This window comes from Phycicoccus sp., from assembly GCF_035325325.1.
Taxonomy (GTDB): domain Bacteria; phylum Actinomycetota; class Actinomycetes; order Actinomycetales; family Dermatophilaceae; genus Phycicoccus.
Genome location: NZ_DAOLAC010000055.1, coordinates 1 through 16,122, shown reverse-complemented (window position 1 = coordinate 16,122; position 16,122 = coordinate 1). Strand labels below are relative to the sequence as shown.

General features: G+C 71.2%; 15 protein-coding genes and 1 pseudogene. All 16 read right to left on the bottom strand.

Annotated elements, in window-relative coordinates:
- A pseudogene (locus PKA89_RS19545) lies at window positions 1-1,849 on the bottom strand (DNA-directed RNA polymerase subunit beta); the annotation flags it as partial.
- A 339-nt stretch (window positions 1,850-2,188) separates the two neighbouring features.
- On the bottom strand, window positions 2,189-2,836 hold the full coding sequence (locus PKA89_RS19540) for a hypothetical protein (protein ID WP_324422405.1): 648 nt from the start codon (window positions 2,834-2,836) through the stop codon (window positions 2,189-2,191).
- Window positions 2,820-3,305 (bottom strand): hypothetical protein, encoded by a 486-nt coding sequence (locus PKA89_RS19535; RefSeq protein ID WP_324422403.1) that lies wholly within the window; start codon window positions 3,303-3,305, stop codon window positions 2,820-2,822. The genes PKA89_RS19540 and PKA89_RS19535 overlap by 17 nt, the downstream gene beginning before the upstream one ends.
- Window positions 3,302-4,564, bottom strand: a complete 1,263-nt coding sequence (locus PKA89_RS19530; RefSeq protein WP_324422401.1) for an MlaD family protein — start codon at window positions 4,562-4,564, stop codon at window positions 3,302-3,304. Before PKA89_RS19530 ends, PKA89_RS19535 begins: the two co-directional genes overlap by 4 nt.
- Window positions 4,561-5,793 (bottom strand): MCE family protein, encoded by a 1,233-nt coding sequence (locus PKA89_RS19525; RefSeq protein WP_324422399.1) that lies wholly within the window; start codon window positions 5,791-5,793, stop codon window positions 4,561-4,563. Before PKA89_RS19525 ends, PKA89_RS19530 begins: the two co-directional genes overlap by 4 nt.
- Window positions 5,790-7,001 carry an MCE family protein gene (locus tag PKA89_RS19520; protein ID WP_324422397.1) on the bottom strand — a complete coding sequence of 404 codons (1,212 nt, stop codon included), beginning with the start codon at window positions 6,999-7,001 and terminating at the stop codon, window positions 5,790-5,792. The genes PKA89_RS19525 and PKA89_RS19520 overlap by 4 nt, the downstream gene beginning before the upstream one ends.
- A gap of 2 nt (window positions 7,002-7,003) precedes the next feature.
- A complete protein-coding gene (locus PKA89_RS19515; RefSeq protein ID WP_324422395.1) occupies window positions 7,004-7,981 on the bottom strand; it encodes an MCE family protein in 978 nt (325 codons plus the stop codon).
- On the bottom strand, window positions 7,978-9,009 hold the full coding sequence (locus PKA89_RS19510; RefSeq protein WP_324422394.1) for an MlaD family protein: 1,032 nt from the start codon (window positions 9,007-9,009) through the stop codon (window positions 7,978-7,980). The genes PKA89_RS19515 and PKA89_RS19510 overlap by 4 nt, the downstream gene beginning before the upstream one ends.
- Window positions 9,006-10,301 carry an MCE family protein gene (locus tag PKA89_RS19505; protein ID WP_324422393.1) on the bottom strand — a complete coding sequence of 432 codons (1,296 nt, stop codon included), beginning with the start codon at window positions 10,299-10,301 and terminating at the stop codon, window positions 9,006-9,008. The genes PKA89_RS19510 and PKA89_RS19505 overlap by 4 nt, the downstream gene beginning before the upstream one ends.
- On the bottom strand, window positions 10,298-11,062 hold the full coding sequence (locus PKA89_RS19500) for an ABC transporter permease (protein ID WP_324422406.1): 765 nt from the start codon (window positions 11,060-11,062) through the stop codon (window positions 10,298-10,300). Before PKA89_RS19500 ends, PKA89_RS19505 begins: the two co-directional genes overlap by 4 nt.
- Window positions 11,063-11,130: 68 nt before the next feature.
- Window positions 11,131-11,898 carry an ABC transporter permease gene (locus tag PKA89_RS19495; protein WP_324422391.1) on the bottom strand — a complete coding sequence of 256 codons (768 nt, stop codon included), beginning with the start codon at window positions 11,896-11,898 and terminating at the stop codon, window positions 11,131-11,133.
- Window positions 11,895-12,866 carry an ABC transporter ATP-binding protein gene (locus PKA89_RS19490; protein ID WP_324422389.1) on the bottom strand — a complete coding sequence of 324 codons (972 nt, stop codon included), beginning with the start codon at window positions 12,864-12,866 and terminating at the stop codon, window positions 11,895-11,897. The genes PKA89_RS19495 and PKA89_RS19490 overlap by 4 nt, the downstream gene beginning before the upstream one ends.
- A gap of 230 nt (window positions 12,867-13,096) precedes the next feature.
- Window positions 13,097-13,492: a 50S ribosomal protein L7/L12 gene (gene rplL / locus PKA89_RS19485; RefSeq protein ID WP_324422387.1), complete on the bottom strand. Its 396-nt coding sequence runs from the start codon at window positions 13,490-13,492 to the stop codon at window positions 13,097-13,099.
- A gap of 67 nt (window positions 13,493-13,559) precedes the next feature.
- Window positions 13,560-14,234, bottom strand: a complete 675-nt coding sequence (rplJ, locus tag PKA89_RS19480) for a 50S ribosomal protein L10 (RefSeq protein WP_324422385.1) — start codon at window positions 14,232-14,234, stop codon at window positions 13,560-13,562.
- Window positions 14,235-14,535: 301 nt separating this feature from the next.
- Entirely contained in the window at window positions 14,536-15,354 is an 819-nt protein-coding gene (locus PKA89_RS19475) for a hypothetical protein (protein WP_324422383.1), read from the bottom strand.
- 178 nt (window positions 15,355-15,532) lie between these two features.
- Window positions 15,533-16,122: 50S ribosomal protein L1 (gene rplA, locus PKA89_RS19470; protein ID WP_324422381.1), on the bottom strand; the 590-nt coding region annotated here is incomplete at its 5' end.

Sequence of the window (16,122 nt, the reverse complement as noted above, 5' to 3'; positions counted from 1 at the left end):
TGCCGACGAGCGGCGCCTCGGCCCGCACGAGCGGGACCGCCTGGCGCTGCATGTTCGAGCCCATGAGGGCGCGGTTGGCGTCGTCGTGCTCGAGGAACGGGATGAGCGCGGTGGCCGCGGAGACCATCTGGCGCGGCGAGACGTCGATGTAGTCGACCTCGTCGGCCGGGACGTACTCGACCTCGCCACCCTTGACGCGCACGAGCACGCGCTCGTGGGCGAAGTGGGTGCCCTCGTCGTTGAGCGTGGCGTTCGCCTGCGCGATGACGTGCTCGTCCTCCTCGTCGGCCGAGAGGTAGTGCACCTCGTCGGTGACGCGGCCCTTGTCGACCTTGCGGTACGGGGTCTCGATGAAGCCGAAGGAGTTGATCCGGCCGTAGGAGGCGAGCGAGCCGATGAGGCCGATGTTCGGGCCCTCAGGGGTCTCGATCGGGCACATGCGGCCGTAGTGCGACGGGTGGACGTCGCGGACCTCCATGCCGGCGCGGTCGCGGGAGAGACCACCCGGGCCGAGGGCCGACAGACGCCGCTTGTGCGTCAGGCCCGCGAGCGGGTTGTTCTGGTCCATGAACTGCGACAGCTGGCTGGTGCCGAAGAACTCCTTGATGGAGGCGACGACCGGCCGGATGTTGATGAGCGTCTGCGGCGTGATCGCCTCGACGTCCTGGGTGGTCATCCGCTCGCGGACGACGCGCTCCATCCGGGACAGGCCGGTGCGGACCTGGTTCTGGATCAGCTCGCCGACGTTGCGCAGGCGACGGTTGCCGAAGTGGTCGATGTCGTCGGTCTCGACGCGCACGTCGACCGCCTCGCCGCGGCGGTGGCCCGGGAGGGTCTCCTCGCCGGCGTGGAGGGCGACGAGGTACTTGATCGTCGCGACGACGTCCTCGAGGCCGAGGGTCGAGTTCGACAGCTCGGTGTCGACGCCGAGCTTCTTGTTGATCTTGTACCGGCCGACCTTGGCCAGGTCGTAGCGCTTGCCGTTGAAGTAGAGGTTGTCGAGCAGGGTCTGCGCGGCCTCCTTCGTCGGCGGCTCGCCCGGGCGCAGCTTGCGGTAGATGTCGAGCAGCGCGTCGTCCTGGTCGGTGGTGTTGTCCTTCTCGAGCGTGATCCGCATCGACTCGTAGTCGCCGAACTGCTCGAGGATCTCGGCCTCGGACATGCCGAGCGCCTTGAGGAGGACCGTGACCGACTGCTTGCGCTTGCGGTCGACGCGGACGCCGACCATGTCGCGCTTGTCGATCTCGAACTCGAGCCACGCACCGCGGCTCGGGATGACCTTGGCGGAGTAGACGTCCTTGTCGGAGGTCTTGTCCGGGGTGCGCTCGAAGTAGACGCCCGGGCTGCGGACCAGCTGGGAGACGACGACGCGCTCGGTGCCGTTGATGATGAAGGTGCCGCGCTCGGTCATCAGCGGGAAGTCGCCCATGAAGACCGTCTGGCTCTTGATCTCACCGGTGGTGTTGTTCATGAACTCCGCGGTGACGAAGAGCGGCGCCGAGTAGGTCTGATCGCGCTCCTTGCAGTCCTCGATGGAGTACTTGACCTCCTCGAACCGGTGGTCGCGGAAGCTGAGGGACATCGAGCCGCTGAAGTCCTCGATCGGCGAGATCTCCTCGAAGATCTCCTCGAGGCCCGAACGCTCCGGGACGTCGTCACGGCCGGCCTCGAGGGCGGCGGCGACGCGCTCCTGCCAGCGCTCGTTCCCGAGGAGCCAGTCGAAGCTCTCGGTCTGGAGGGCCAGGAGGTCGGGGACCTCCAGGGGCTCGCGGATCTTGGCGAACGAGAGACGGCCCGAGGCCGTCCGAGCGGTGGTCACTGTCTTGGACGAGGTGCGCGAGGCAGCCAAGGAGGGTTCCTTCCACAGGCCTGGTCTGTTGTGCGGGCTGGCCGCTCCCGACCCCACCACCGGCGCCGAGACGCTCACGACGCGGGTCTCCCGGGACAGCCGGGAGCATGGCGACGGAACGGCTCGTCGACGAGCGAGGGAAGGTTAGGGGCAGCGCAAAGAGATAGCATACCCGAAGAAGGCAGCACCGTCCAACCGCGTCAAGCCCGCGGCTCCCGGTGCGGTCCCCCGCCGAGGCGGGCGACGCGCAACAGGATGGCGGCCCCGCCCCCGCTCGTCAAGCGAAACGGGGATCCCGGGCGTGCCGCGCGCCGAACGGCCGAGGGCCGGCGGGCGCGCTCAGTAGGCGGAGAGCTTCTCGATGAGCCAGCGTCCGCCCACCTTGCGCATCGTCGCGATGACCCGGTTCTGGTCGATCGAGGGCTGCTTCTCCGACTCCGAGGTCTTCGCCTGGTTGAGGAAGACCTGGACGGTCACGGTGTCCGGGGTCTGCCCCATGACGCCCGCCTCGTAGCTGCGGGCCTGGACGGTGACCTTCTCCTTCTCGGCGACCGGCGCGATGGTCTTGGCCATCGTCGCGGCGTACTCCTGCTTGAACGCGCCGGTCAGCAGGCCCCCGTTGCGCTGTGCCTGGGCGTCGAGGGTCTGGTAGCTGTACGAGAGCAGCTGCTCCAGCGAGGTCCGGGCCGCCGCGGTGGCCGCCCGGGCGTCGCGCTCGCGGGCGTGCGGGTCGCGCAGCGAGACCGCGAGGACCAGCGCGAAGGCCACGAGGGCGACGACGAGGGCGAGCAGCGGTGCGCCGACCCCGGGCGGCAGCCGACGGCCGGACGCGGGGCCCTGCTCCTCCGCGGCGGGCTCCCCCTCCGGGAGGGTCTCCTCCGGGACGGTCTCCTCCGGGACGATCTCCTCCGGGACGGCCTCCGGTCGCCGGTGCCGCCGGCGCTGGCCGGCGACCCGGGGACGGCGACGGTCATCCGACGAACTCAAGGCGCTCCACCTTCCACGTCCCGCCGAGCTCGCGCAGGCCGAGCTTGACCCGGTAGGTCTTGGTCTCGCCGTTCGGCGCGTTGGTGTTCGAGGTCGGGGCGACGATCCCGACGATGACCTGGGCCGAGTCCCGGTCGCCGGAGACGTACGCGGCCTCGGCCCGCTCCACGCGCGAGGTCGACTTGTTCTCGACGACGACCTTGCGCAGGTCGGCGAGCGAGGTCGAGTAGCTCCGCAGGAACTCCCCCGTCGCACCGTCCTCGACCCGCTTGGTGTCCTCGTCGACGTGCCGGTAGTCGAGGGTGGCGAAGTTGACGGCGAGCTGGCGGCCGGCGGCGAGTGCGTCGCGCTGGGCCTGCTCGAGCTGCCGGCCCTCGAACCAGGCCCGCCCGCGGGTCGCGCCGAGCACCACGGTGGCGAGCACGACGAGGGCCACGAGCGCCCAGAGCAGGCGCACGGTGCGGGTCATCGGGCGGCCTCCTCCATGATCCAGGACCACGCCCCGGAGCCGGAGCCCTGGGGGGCCACCGGCGCGGACACGGTCAGCGGTGCCCCGTAGGCGGTCGTGCCGAGCGGCACAGGGTCCGAACCATAGGCCATCGCGTAGCTGGCGCTGCCGACCGGGCGGGCCCCGGGGGCGTTCTGCGCCCCGCGCACGTCGGACGCGGACCCGCGGGGCAGCGAGCACCGGGCGGCGGTGTTGACCGGGGGCAGTCCGCTGGTCCGGTTCGGGTCGGTCCTCGTCGTGCCCCCGTAGCCGGCGGTGCACGGTGCCGGCGCCTGGGTCAGCTGGACGCCGAAGTGCGCGGTGCCGTCGCCGGGGACGACCGTGTAGCCGCCGGCGACGACCTCGGGGTAGGTGATGAGCAGCTGGTCGATGCCGTCGACCCGGCTGCTGGTGACCTGCCCGACCGTGACGAGGTTGGCGACGAGCGTGCCGAGCGAGTCGCGGTTCTCGCGGACGACGGCCTCGAGCTCCTTGGAGGCGACCGTGCCGCGGTCGAGGACGACCCGCAGGTCGGGGTCGGAGGCCTTGAGCGTCTCGGAGATGCGGGCGAGGTTGCCCGAGAAGGTCGTGATCTGCGACGCGCCGACCCGCTGGGTGTCGAGCACCGTCTTGCCCGACTTCAGGAGCGCGATGGTGTCCGGGAGCGCGTCGATCGCGCTGCGCGTCAACGCATCTCCGTTGTCGATGAGGCGGCCCAGGTCGTCGCCGGTGCCCTCGAACCCGGTGCCCAGCTCGTCGATGACGGTGACCAGGTCGTCCTGCGGGACCGAGCGGACGGTGTGGTCGACGTCGAGCAGCAGCTGGTCGACCCGCAGCGGGGTCGCCGTGTCGGCGCGCTTGATCACGTCGCCGTCCGCGAGGTAGGGCCCGCCCTGCGAGCGCGGCTGGAGGTCGAGGTACTGCTCCCCCACCGCGGACCGGTTCTCGACGACGGCACGGGTGTCGACGGGCACCTCGCTGCCGGACTCGAGCTTGGCGTGGACCCGGACGCCGTCGGCGCTCAGGGTGAGCTCGGAGACCCGTCCGACGCGCACGCCGCGGTAGGTGACCTCCGCGCCCGCGAAGATGCCGCCGGAGCTCGCGAGGTCGGCGACGACGGTGGGCCCGGTCCCGAACAGCCGCTCGGTGAGCCCGACGTAGCTCGCCGAGAGGATCGAGGTCGCGACGACGGTGATGGCGAGGAACAGCGCGAGCTGGACCTTGGTGAGCCGGCGGATCACGGCATCCCCCCGGTGTAGAGGGACACCCACGAGACGTCGGCCCCGGAGGTGCTGGACCCGAGGCAGATCGGCGGGCACAGACCACCACCGGACTGCGTCGGCACCGGCAGGGTGGGCAGGATCGTCGGCAGCGGCACGGTGATCGTCGGTAGGGGCAGCGTGGGCAGGATCGTCGGCAGCGACGTCGGGAGGATCGTGGGCAGCGACGTGGGCAGGATGGTCGGCAGCGACGTCGGGGTCGGCACCGTGAGGTGGCGCAGGTCGAGGTCGGCGGTGACGCGCAGGTTCGTGTAGTCGCCCTTGATCGCCTGGAGCGAGCTGTCCGGGAACGGGTAGGTGAGCAGCAGCTGGAGCGACTTCGGCAGGTCGTCGCCGGCCGCGTTCAGCTGGGCGAGCACCGGCTTGAGGGCTGCGAGGTTCGCCAGCAGGTCGGCCCGCGAGGCCTCGATGACCTTGCTGCCGACCTTCCCGAGGCGGTCGAGGGCGGTGAGCATCGTCGTCAGCTGCTCGCGCTGGTCGGCGAGGATCGCGAGGCCCTTGGGCAGCTCCTGGAGGACACCGGCGATCTGGTCCTTGCGGGCGGCGAGGTTCGCGCTGAGCCGGTCGATGCCGTCGATGGCCCGGACGATCTCCGCCTTCTGCGCGTCCAGCCCGCCGACGAAGGTGTCGAGCTGGGTGATGAGGCTCTTGACGTCCGCGTGGCGGCCGCGCAGCGCGTTGTTCAGCTCGGTCTCGATGACCTTGAGCTGGCCGACACCGCCGCCGTTGAGCAGCATCGAGAGGGCCGCGAGGACCTCCTCGACCTCGGGGTTGCGCCCGGTGCGCGCGAGCGGGATGAGGTCGCCGTCGCCGAGGGTGCCCGTGCCGCCGCCGTCCGGCCGCTCGAGCGCGATGTACTTCTCGCCGAGCAGGGAGGTCTGCTTGAGCTCCGCGCGGGCGTCGTCGGGCAGGTGGCTCGAGGCGGGGATGCGCATCGTCACCCGGGCGGTCCAGCCGTCGAGCTCGATGCCGGTGACCTCGCCGACCGTCACCTCGTCGACCTTGACCGACGAGCGGGGCACGAGGTCGAGGACGTCGGCGAACTCGGCCTGGACGGTGATCTGCCGGCCCTCGGCCTTCGGGCCGCCCGGCAGCGGGAGGTCGTAGACGCTCGAGCACCCGGCGAGCACGACGAGGGCGAGGGCGCTGACTGCGGCGGTCAGCGCCGTGCGGCGGCGAGGGGTCGTCATCCGAGCAGCCCTCCGAGGGTCGGGTCGGCACCCTGGAGCAGGTTCGGGGCGCTCGAGCCGGCCCCGCCGGTGAGGCCGCCGAGGAGGTCGGGCAGCTTGAGGTCGAGCAGGCCGGTCGCCTTGCACAGGTTGGTGTTGCCGGTGCCCGTCGGCCCGGTGATGAGCGAGCAGAGGAGCAGGCCCGGCTGGTTCGTGCCCTGGATGCTCGCCCGGGTGTCGAGGGTGCCGTTCGCCGGGTTGTAGGCGAGCTGGAGGTTCGAGATGGCGACCGGTGCGTCGTCGAGGGTCTCGGCGAGGGCCTTGCGCTGCTCGACGACGGCGCCGGTGACGTCGGTGAGCTTGGCGACGTCGTCCTTGAGCAGGGCCCGGTTGTCGTGGACGAACGAGGTGATCTCGTCGAGGGCGACGGCGAGGTTCGCGAGCGCGGCCGAGAGGTCGCCGCGCTCGTCGTCGAGGGCCGTCGAGACGCTCGCGAGGTTGGTGTTGAGCCGGCGCACCTGGGCGTCGTTCGCGGCGAGGGTCTCGGTGAAGGTGCCCAGGTTCTTCACCGTGCTGAAGAGGTCGCCGCGGCCCTCGCTGAAGGTCTGGACCGCCCGGGAGAGGTTGACCGTGGTGTCGTGGAGGGTCTGGCCGTTGCCGTCGAGGTTCGCGGCGCCGGTGCGCAGCACCCGGGTCAGCGCCCCCTCGGAGTTCGCCCCCTGCGGGCCGAGCGCGACCATGAGGTCGTCGAGGCTCTCGCTGACCCGGTCGAGCTCGACCGGCACGGCGGTGCGCTCGAGCGGGATGTGGGCGCCCGTGCGCATCCGGGCCCCCTTGGTCCACACCGGCAGGAGCTGGACGTAGCGGTCGCTGACGAGCGACGGCGCGACGATGGCCGCCTGCGCGTCGGCGGGCACGGGGTGCTCGGAGGTGAACTCGAAGCCGACCCGGACGCTCGGCCCGTGCGGCTCGACGCTCGTCACCTCCCCCACCTTGACGCCGAGGATCCGCACGTCCGAGCCGGGGAAGAGCCCCACCGCGCGGACGAAGTCGGCGCTGACCCGCACCGGCTCCGGGCGGGGCCAGAACACGACGGCGGCGGCGACGAGCGCCACGACGAGCACCCCGGCGACGAGCGCGAGCCGCGGTGGGACGGCACGGGCTCGCGTGCCGAGCCCGCGCAGCCACGACGGGGCCGCGGGCGCGGTGGGGCGGCGGAGGGTCGGCATCCTCATCGACCGACACCCCCGACCGGGTTGGTGAGGTTCTGGATGTAGGTGTCGAACCACGGGCCGGTGCCGAGGGTGTTCGCGAAGAGGCGGGTGAAGGGCGCCATCGCCGCGATGGTCTGCTTGAGGTCGGACTCGTGCCTCTGCAGGGTGCCGAGCACCTTCTGCAGCTGGGCCAGCGCCGGCTTCAGCTGCGCCCGGTTGTCGCGGACCAGCCCGGTGACCTGCTGGGCCAGCGCGCTCGTGTTCGTGAACAGGGTGTGGATGGCGTCCCGGCGCGTCTCGAGCTCGGCGACGAGGAGGTCGGCGTCCTTGATCAGCTTGTCGACGACCGCGTTCTGCTCGGCGACGGTGCCCGACACCGAGTTCGCCGCGCGGAGCAGCTCACGGAGCTTGTCGTCGCGGCTCGCGATCGTGGCCGAGAGCCGGCTCAGGCCCTCGAGCGCGCCGCGGACGTTCTCGGGGGTGTCCTTGAACTCGGCGGCGAGGACGTCGAGCGACTGCGCGAGCTGCTGGGTGTCGATCCGCTCGGTCGTGCGCGTGAGGTCGGAGAACGCGGTGACGACGTCGTAGCTCGACACGGTGCGGGTCAGCGGGATCTGCGAGCCGCGGGCCAGCTGGCCGGTCCCCCGCGGCTCGAGCGAGAGGTACTTCGCGCCGAGGAGGGTCTTGATCCGTACCGAGGCGCCGGTCGCCGGGCCGAACGCGACGTCCTCGGTGACGACGAAGTCGACGCGCACGTGCGACCCCTCGAGGTCGACGCCGGTGACCTTGCCGACCTTCACCCCGGCGATCCGCACGTCGTCGCCGTCGCGCAGCCCACCGGCCTCGGTGAACGCGGCGCTGTAGTCGTCGCCGCCGCCGATGAACGGCAGGCTCGAGGCGTTGAAGGCCGCCACCATGAGCACGACGACGACCGCGAGTCCGGCCACGCCGAGGCGCAGCGTGTTGCGGTCCTTGGGGGTCGGCGCGGCGCTCATGACCGGCACCTCGCCGCCGCGACGTCGTACCCGAGGCCGCCGGGGGTCTTCCCGGTCGGGAGGAGCAGGTTCTTCACGTCGAACCGGCAGAGGTAGAAGTTGAACCACGAGCCGTACGTCGCCGTCCGGGTGATCGTCGAGATCTTCGTCGGCGCCTGGCTGATGAAGCGCTCGAACTCCTTCGTGTTCTGGGGCTCGTTGAGGGTGCTCGCGAGGCCGCCGAGGTCGGCGATGTCGGCCTTGAGGTCGGGCCGGCCGGCGGCCAGCAGGCTCGCGGTGTCGCCGGTGAGCCGGTTGATGTTCGTCAGCGAGTCGCCGATCGCCTTGCGGTCCTGGGACAGCCCGGAGACGAACCGCTGGAGCTGGGTCAGCAGGTCCTTGAAGGCCGAGTCGTTGGCCTCGACGGTGGTCAGCACCGTCGTGAGGTTGTCGATGGTGCGGCCGATGACGGCGTCGCGGTCGGCGAGCGCCTTGGTGAGCGAGGCGGTCTGGCCGAGCAGGCTGTTGATGTCCCCGCCCTCGCCCTGGAGGACCGAGATGACCTGCGCGGAGAGCTCGTTGACGTCCTGCGGCGAGAGCGCGGCGAAGAGCGGCTTGAAGCCGTTGAAGAGGACGGTGAGGTCCAGAGCCGGGTGCGTGTGCTCGCGCGGGATCGTGCCGCCCTCGGGCAGCGGCGTCGCGTCGCCGGGCTCCTGGGTGAGGGCGACGTAGCGCTCCCCGACGAGGTTGCGGTACTTGATGGTCGCCGCCGTGCCCCGGGTGAGGGTCGTGCTGCGGAGCACGCTGAAGGTCACCTCGGCACTCACCCGGTCCTTGGCGACCCTGATGTCCTCGACGGTGCCGACGCGCACGCCGGCGATGCGGACGTCCTGGCCGGTGGAGAGACCGGTGACGTCGGTGAAGACGGCCCGGTAGTCGGCCTTGTCGCCGGGCAGGACGTTGGCGATGGTCGCCGCGAGGATGCCGGTCGCGAGGACGGTGACGACGACGAAGGCGAGGAGCTTGACGAGGCTCGGGGTGGTCTTCACTGGTTGACCACCTTCCCGCGCAGCATCGGGCCGGCGAGCAGGGTGGTCAGCGCCGACGGCTCGCCCTGCCCCTCCGCGGCGAGGGCGATGGCGACGACCTGCTGCTCGGCCTCGGTGCCCGCCAGCCCGGAGTCGACGTTGCCGACGGCCAGGCCGCTCGGGGCGAGGAGCGCCGAGGGCAGCGCCGAGCGGGCGGCGCCGCCGCTGCCGTCGGCGAAGTGGGCCGCGCCGCGCGGGCTGGCCTGGCTGCCACCGGGGTTGGGTAGGCCACGGCAGCTCGGACCGCGGTCGTCGTTCCACGCCGGCTCCTGGCCGGGCCGGTAGCCGCCGCGCTGCGGCGGGGTCTCGAGGGTGATGTGGAACTGGCCGCCGGCGAAGATGCCCTCGGCCCGCGGGAGCCAGTTGACGAGCCCGGCGGCGAGGCACGGGTAGATCGGGGCGTGCTTCGCCAGCACCGCGAGGGTGGGGCGCTGCACGCGGCCGACCTGGATGATCCGGTCGTCGTTCTTCTCGAGGAACTCGGCCGTCGTGTTCGCGAAGCCCGCGGTGCCGGCGAGGAAGCCGGCCAGCTGGTCCTTCTTCTCGACGATCGTCGCGTTGGTCGTCCGCAGTGCCTGGGCGGCCCGGAGCAGGTCGGGGGCCGCGGTGGCGTACGTGCTCGCGAGGTCGGCCAGCCCGCTGATGTCGGCCTGGATCAGCGGCATCTGCGGGTTGAGCTGCGTGAAGTACCGGTTGACGAGGACGAGGTTCTCGCCGAGCTTCTCGCCCCGCCCGTCGAGCGCTGTGGCCAGCGCGTTGAGGGTGGCCGCGAGCTTCTCCGGGTGGATCGTCCGCAGCAGCGGCAGCAGGTCGTCGAAGACCCGCTCCAGCTCGATGGCCACCGAGCTGCGGTCCTGGGGGATGACGTCGCCCTCGCGGATGTGCCGACCCGGGTCGCCGGCCGGGGTGACGAGGTCGACGAACCGCTCGCCGAAGAGGGTCTTCGGGAGCAGCCGGGCGCTGACCGACGCCGGCACGAGGTCGACGGCGTCGGGGTCGAGGGCGAGGGTCAGCGTGGCGCCGCTCGCGGTGGCCGAGATCGAGCGGACCTCGCCGACGATGAGGCCGCGGATCTTGACGTCGGCAGCCTCCTGCATCTGGCTGCCGATGCGGTCGGTGCGCAGGGTGACCGTGACGACCTTGGTGAAGACCTTCTCGAAGGACGCGATCGAGAGGGCGACGAGCAGGGCGACGACGAGGAGGAACGCGACGCCGTAGGCGCGCGCCCGCAGTCCGGCGAGGAGGCCGGTCATCCGGCGATCCTCACCGTGGTCGTCGCCCCCCAGATGGCGAGGCTGAGGAAGAAGTCGATGACGTTGACGGCGACGATCGAGGTGCGCACGGCCCGCCCCACGGCGACGCCGACGCCCGCCGGGCCGCCGCTCGCGGTGTACCCGTAGTAGCAGTGGATCCCGATGATGACGACCGCGAAGATCAGCACCTTGGCGAAGGACCACAGGATGTCGCCCGGTGGCAGGAACAGGTGGAAGTAGTGGTCGTAGGTGCCGGTCGACTGCCCGAAGTAGCCGGTGACGATGAACCGGGTCGCCGCGTACGAGGAGAGCAGGCCGAGCACGTAGAGCGGGATGACCGCGACGAAGCCGGCGATCATCCGGGTCGTCACGAGGAACGGCAGGCTCGGGATGCCCATCACCTCGAGGGCGTCGACCTCCTCGCTGATCCGCATCGCGCCGAGCTGGGCGGTGAAGCCGCAGCCGACGGTCGCCGCGAGCGCCAGACCGGCGACGAGCGGGGCGATCTCGCGGGTGTTGAGGTAGGCGGAGACGAAGCCGGCGAAGGCCCCGGTGCCGAGCTGGTCGAGCGAGCTGTACCCCTGGAGACCGACCTGGGACCCGGTGAAGAAGGCGAGGAAGGTGAGGACGCCGACGGTGCCGCCGATGACGCTCAGCGCGCCTGTGCCGAGGGAGACCTCGGCGAGCAGCCGGACGACCTCCTTGGTGTAGCGGCGCAGGGTGCGCGGCACCCAGCCGATCGAGCGGACGTAGAACTGCATCTGCCCGCTCAGCTCGTCGAGGAACCGGAGCGGGGCGCGGGTGGCGGCGGAGAGTCGGGACATCCTCATCAGATCTTCTGGGGGACGACCTGGAAGTAGATCGCGCTGATGACGAAGTTGACGACGAACAGGAGCATGAAGGTGATGACGACGGCCTGGTTGACGGCGTCACCGACACCCTTCGGGCCGCCGCCCGCCGTCAGCCCCTTGTACGACGCGACGAGCGCGGCGAGCATCCCGAAGAGCAGGGCCTTGATCTCGGAGGTGACGAGGTCGGCGATCTGGGCCAGGGCGGTGAACGAGGCGAGGTAGGCACCGGGGGTGCCACCCTGGACCATGACGTTGAAGACGTAGCCACCCGCGACGCCGACGACCGAGACCAGGCCGTTGAGCAGCGCCGCGACGAGCATCGTCGCGAGGACGCGCGGCACGACGAGCCGCTGGATCGGGGAGATGCCGAGCACCTCCATCGCGTCGATCTCCTCGCGGATCTTGCGGGAGCCGAGGTCGGCGCAGATGGCCGAGCCGCCGGCGCCCGCGACGAGGAGCGCGGTGACGAGCGGCGAGGCCTCGCGGACGACGGCGAGGACCGAGGCGGCGCCGGTGAACGACTGCGCCCCGAGCTGACGGGTCAGGGTGCCGAGCTGGAGGGCGATGACCGCGCCGAACGGGATCGAGACCAGCGCCGTCGGGACGATGGTCACCGACGCGACGAACCACGCCTGCTGGATGAGCTCCTTGAGCTGGAAGGGCCGCTTCGGCGTCGCGCGGGCGACGTCGAGGACGAGCCCGAAGAAGGAGCCGGCCTGGCGCAGGCCGTTGGTGACGACGGTCATGCACCCACCCCGTCGCGCACGCCGACGACGCCCGCGGTCGTCGAGGCGAAGCTGCCGGGCGGCGGGGTGACGCCGTTCTCGCGACACCAGGCGCCGGCCTCGCGCTCGGCGCGCCGCGGCCGCCGGTCGCTCGTCGGCAGCTGGAGCGGGATGGGAGGCAGCGGCGGCAGCTCCTGGCCCGACTCGGCCGCGAGCTCGTCGGCGTCCTTCTCCTCGGACATCCCGATCGGGCCGATGGTCTGGGCGTTGAGGAACTGGCGGACGACCGGCTCCTCGGAGGAGAGCAGCATCTCGCGCGGACCGAACATCGCGAGGTGCTTGTGGTAGAGCAGGCCGATGTTGTCCGGGACGGTCCGGGCCGTGTTGATGTCGTGCGTGACGATGAGGAAGGTGGCGTCGATCTGCGCGTTGAGGTCGACGAAGAGCTGGTTGATGTAGCTCGTGCGGACCGGGTCGAGGCCGGAGTCCGGCTCGTCGATGAGCAGGATCTGCGGGTCGAGGACAAGGGCGCGGGCGAGGCCGGCGCGCTTCTTCATCCCGCCGGAGATCTCACCGGGCAGCTTGTCCTCGGCCCCGGCGAGCCCGACGAGCTCCATCTTCTCGCGGACGATGTCCGCGACCTCCTTCTCGCCCTTCCGCGTGTGCTCGCGCAGCGGGAAGGCGACGTTGTCGAAGAGGCTCATCGAGCCGAAGAGCGCGCCGTCCTGGAAGAGCACCCCGAAGAGCTTGCGCACCTCGTAGAGGTCGTCGCCCCGCAGCCGGACGACGTCCTGGCCCTCGATGACGATCGACCCGGCGTCCGGGCGGATCAGGCCGACGAGGGTCTTGAGAAAGACCGACTTGCCGGTGCCGGACGGGCCGAGGAGGACGGAGATCTCGCCGGCGGGGAGGGTGAGGGTCACGTCGTTCCAGATCAGCTGGCTGCCGAACTGCTTGGTCAGCCCGCTCACCGCGATCTCGACGCCCATGTCGACCCTTCTCCGCCCGTCGTTCGTCGTGCTCCGTCGTGCCGGTCGCCGCAAGTTACCGGTTGGTAGCCAGCGGCGCCGGTCCATCAGACCATGCATGGGACGCCGACGGCGCTTTGGTGTCCTATGGGTTTTCTCAGGTGGACCCGTGCTCCGGGCACGCGAACGGGGCCCGACCGCGTGCGGTCGAGCCCCGTTCGGTGTGGCGTCATCCCCTCACGGGGACGGGCTCACTTGAGGGTGACGGTGGCGCCGGCGCCCTCGAGCTGCTCCTTGGCCTTGTCGGCCGCAGCCTTGTCGACCTTCTCGAGGACGGGCTTCGGGGCGCCGTCGACGAGGTCCTTGGCCTCCTTGAGACCGAGGGAGGTCAGCGCGCGGACCTCCTTGATGACGGCGATCTTCTTGTCGCCGGCGGCCTCGAGGATGACGTCGAACTCGTCCTGCTCGGCGGCGTCGCCACCGGCGTCGCCGCCACCGGCGGCCGGAGCGGCGGCACCGGCGACCGCGACGGGCGCGGCGGCGGTGACGTTGAAGGTGTCCTCGAACTGCTTGACGAACTCGGAGAGCTCGATCAGGGTCATCTCCTTGAAGGCGTCAAGGAGCTCGTCGGTGCTGAGCTTGGCCATGATGGCGTCCTTTCGATTCAGCGTGGTGCCGTGAGTGGCGTTTCGGTGGTGAGCCGGCCCCGGGGGGTCAGCTCGCGTCGCCACCCTCGGCGACGTCGGTGGCCTCGGCCGCTGGGGCCTCGGTGGGGGTCTCGTCGCTGCTGTCGGCCGCGGCCGGGGCGTCGGCGGCGGCAGCCACCGGACCCTCCCCATCAGCGGGAGAAGCCACATCATCGCTGATGGGGCCCCGGGTCTCGACCTTGGCCCGCAGGGCGTCGACCGTGCGAGCGGCCTGCGACAGCGGAGCGGCGAAGAGGTAGACGGCCTGGCTGAGCGAGGCGTTCATGGCGCCGGCCAGCTTGGCGAGGAGCACCTCGCGGGACTCGAGGTCCGCGAGCTTGGTGATCTCCGCGGCGGAGAGGGCCTTGCCCTCGAACACGCCGCCCTTGATCACCAGGAGGGGGTTGGCCTTGGCGAAGTCGCGCAGACCCTTGGCCGCCTCCACGGGGTCGCCCTCGACGAAGGCGATCGCGGACGGGCCGACGAGCTGACCGTCGAACGCGGTCACCCCGGCGTCCTTGGCGGCGAGCTGGGTCAGCGTGTTCTTGACCACGGCGTAGGTCGCGTTGCCACGCAGGGAGTTGCGCAGCTCGGTGATCTGCGCCACCGAGAGTCCCCGGTACTCCGTGAGGACGGCAGCGGTCGAGCTGGAGAACTTCTCCGAGAGCTCGGCGATCGCCGCGGCCTTGTCGGCACGTGACATTCGGGCCTCCTTCCGTCGGGTCGGACCGGCGGGTGAAGGGCCCGGGAACGAGAGAGAGCCCCGGCGCAGGGCACGGGGCTCGGAGGGCGGCGGGGACGCCACCGGTGTTCCGGTACTTCGTGGCCTGCGCTGGTCGCCCGCTCTCGGCGGGACCTTCGGTCTCGTGCGGGTGCACGCGACAACCGGCGGTCTTCGGTCGTGGACCAGCGTACGGGACGGCCCGCCCCGCCCCCAAATCGACGTCGCGGCGCCCCGGAGGTGGTCCTCCGGGGCGCCGCGGGGTGCTGTGCGGTGCGGGGGGTCAGCTCGTCGGCATCTCGAAGGTGCCGACCTCGCTCGCCGGCGGCACGGTGACGGTGACCGGCTCGCCCCACTTGGAGTAGGTCATCACCAGCCGCTGGCCGGCCTCGAGAAGGTCGACGGTGGCCGAGCTCGGAAGGTAGTCGTCGGTCACAGCGAGGTCGTAGCTGGCCGTCTCCGGCACCTGCTTCAGCAGCTCCTCGTCCGTCGTCCCGGGAGGGGCGACGCCCTGCTTCTTGGCCATGGCCAGGATCTGCTCCTTGGTGAGCCTGACCCGGTAGGTGGTCACCCCACGCTCGACCTTGGCAACGGTGGCCTTGGCTCCCTCGACGACCTTGAGCTGCTCGCCAGGGTCGGCCATGGCCGCCTCCATCTGGCTCAGCATCGGGCCCATCATCTTCGAGATCATGTCGTCGCCCTGGGGGTCGATCTTGACCCACTGCTTGCCACCGGTCATCTCGGCGAACGACGGGCTGTTCAGGTACATCACCTTGTCGACGTAGACGGCCTTGACGCTCTCTCCGGACGCCGTCATCGTCATCGTCATCTTCGGCGAGCTCCCGGAGTAGTCCAGGTCCGCGTTGACCGTCCCGGTCGAGCCCATCGTCATCGACAGGTGGCTGGTCCCCTTGGCCTTGGCCGCGGCCGACGTCTTCGTCGCGAGGGTCTTGAGGTCGACCAGGTCACCGACCTTGACGTCGGGGGCCTTCTGCTCCTGGCTCGTCGAGCCGCCGGTGGCCGTGTCGTTCGTCGCGGAGCCGCAGGCCCCGAGGACGAGGGCCCCGGACAGGGCCAGGGCGGTCAGGATGCTGCGCTTCATGTGGTGCGTCCCCCGATGGGTGTCGTCGTGGTCCGGCGGGCCGGGCGGGCCGGCCGGGATGTGCTCCAGCGTACGGGTACGACGCACCGGGCGCGGTGCCCGTTCCGGGACCGTGACGGGATCGACGGAGCCCGCCACCCCGGGTGGGGTGGCGGGCTCCGTCGGGTGGCGCGGCCGCTCAGGCCTCGACCGGCTCCTCGGTGAGGTTGCGGGTCTTGGAGGCGTCGAGCGGGATGCCCGGGCCCATCGTCGTCGACAGCGTCGCCTTCGTGATGTACCGACCCTTGGAGGCGGCCGGCTTGAGCCGGAGCACCTCCTCGAGCGCGGTGGCGTAGTTCTCGACGAGGGCCTTCTCGTCGAACGAGGCCTTGCCGATGATGAAGTGGAGGTTCGCGTGCTTGTCGACGCGGAACTCGATCTTGCCGCCCTTGATGTCGGAGACCGCCTTGGCGGTGTCCATCGTCACGGTGCCGGTCTTCGGGTTCGGCATGAGGCCGCGCGGACCGAGGACCTTGCCGAGCCGGCCGACCTTGCCCATGAGGTCGGGGGTCGCGACGACGGCGTCGAAGTCGAGCCAGCCGCCGGCGACCTTCTCGAGGAGGTCGTCCGAGCCGACGTAGTCGGCACCGGCCGCGGTGGCCGCCTCGGCCTTGTCGCCGTTGGCGAAGACGAGGACGCGGGCGGTCTTGCCCGTGCCGTGCGGGAGGTTGACCGTGCCGCGGACCATCTGGTCGGCCTTGCGCGGGTCGACCCCGAGGCGGAAGGCCA

Excerpts from the sequence above, each read along its gene's own strand:
- PKA89_RS19475 (WP_324422383.1), bottom strand. The coding sequence starts at position 15,354 with ATGAAGCGCAGCATCCTGACCGCCCTGGCCCTGTCCGGGGCCCTCGTC.
- PKA89_RS19500 (WP_324422406.1), bottom strand. The coding sequence starts at position 11,062 with ATGCAGTTCTACGTCCGCTCGATCGGCTGGGTGCCGCGCACCCTGCGC.
- PKA89_RS19525 (WP_324422399.1), bottom strand. The coding sequence starts at position 5,793 with ATGACGACCCCTCGCCGCCGCACGGCGCTGACCGCCGCAGTCAGCGCC.
- rplL (WP_324422387.1), bottom strand. The coding sequence starts at position 13,492 with ATGGCCAAGCTCAGCACCGACGAGCTCCTTGACGCCTTCAAGGAGATG.
- PKA89_RS19490 (WP_324422389.1), bottom strand. The coding sequence starts at position 12,866 with ATGGGCGTCGAGATCGCGGTGAGCGGGCTGACCAAGCAGTTCGGCAGC.
- PKA89_RS19495 (WP_324422391.1), bottom strand. The coding sequence starts at position 11,898 with ATGACCGTCGTCACCAACGGCCTGCGCCAGGCCGGCTCCTTCTTCGGG.
- PKA89_RS19535 (WP_324422403.1), bottom strand. The coding sequence starts at position 3,305 with ATGACCCGCACCGTGCGCCTGCTCTGGGCGCTCGTGGCCCTCGTCGTG.
- PKA89_RS19520 (WP_324422397.1), bottom strand. The coding sequence starts at position 7,001 with ATGCCGACCCTCCGCCGCCCCACCGCGCCCGCGGCCCCGTCGTGGCTG.
- PKA89_RS19515 (WP_324422395.1), bottom strand. The coding sequence starts at position 7,981 with ATGAGCGCCGCGCCGACCCCCAAGGACCGCAACACGCTGCGCCTCGGC.
- rplJ (WP_324422385.1), bottom strand. The coding sequence starts at position 14,234 with ATGTCACGTGCCGACAAGGCCGCGGCGATCGCCGAGCTCTCGGAGAAG.
- PKA89_RS19505 (WP_324422393.1), bottom strand. The coding sequence starts at position 10,301 with ATGACCGGCCTCCTCGCCGGACTGCGGGCGCGCGCCTACGGCGTCGCG.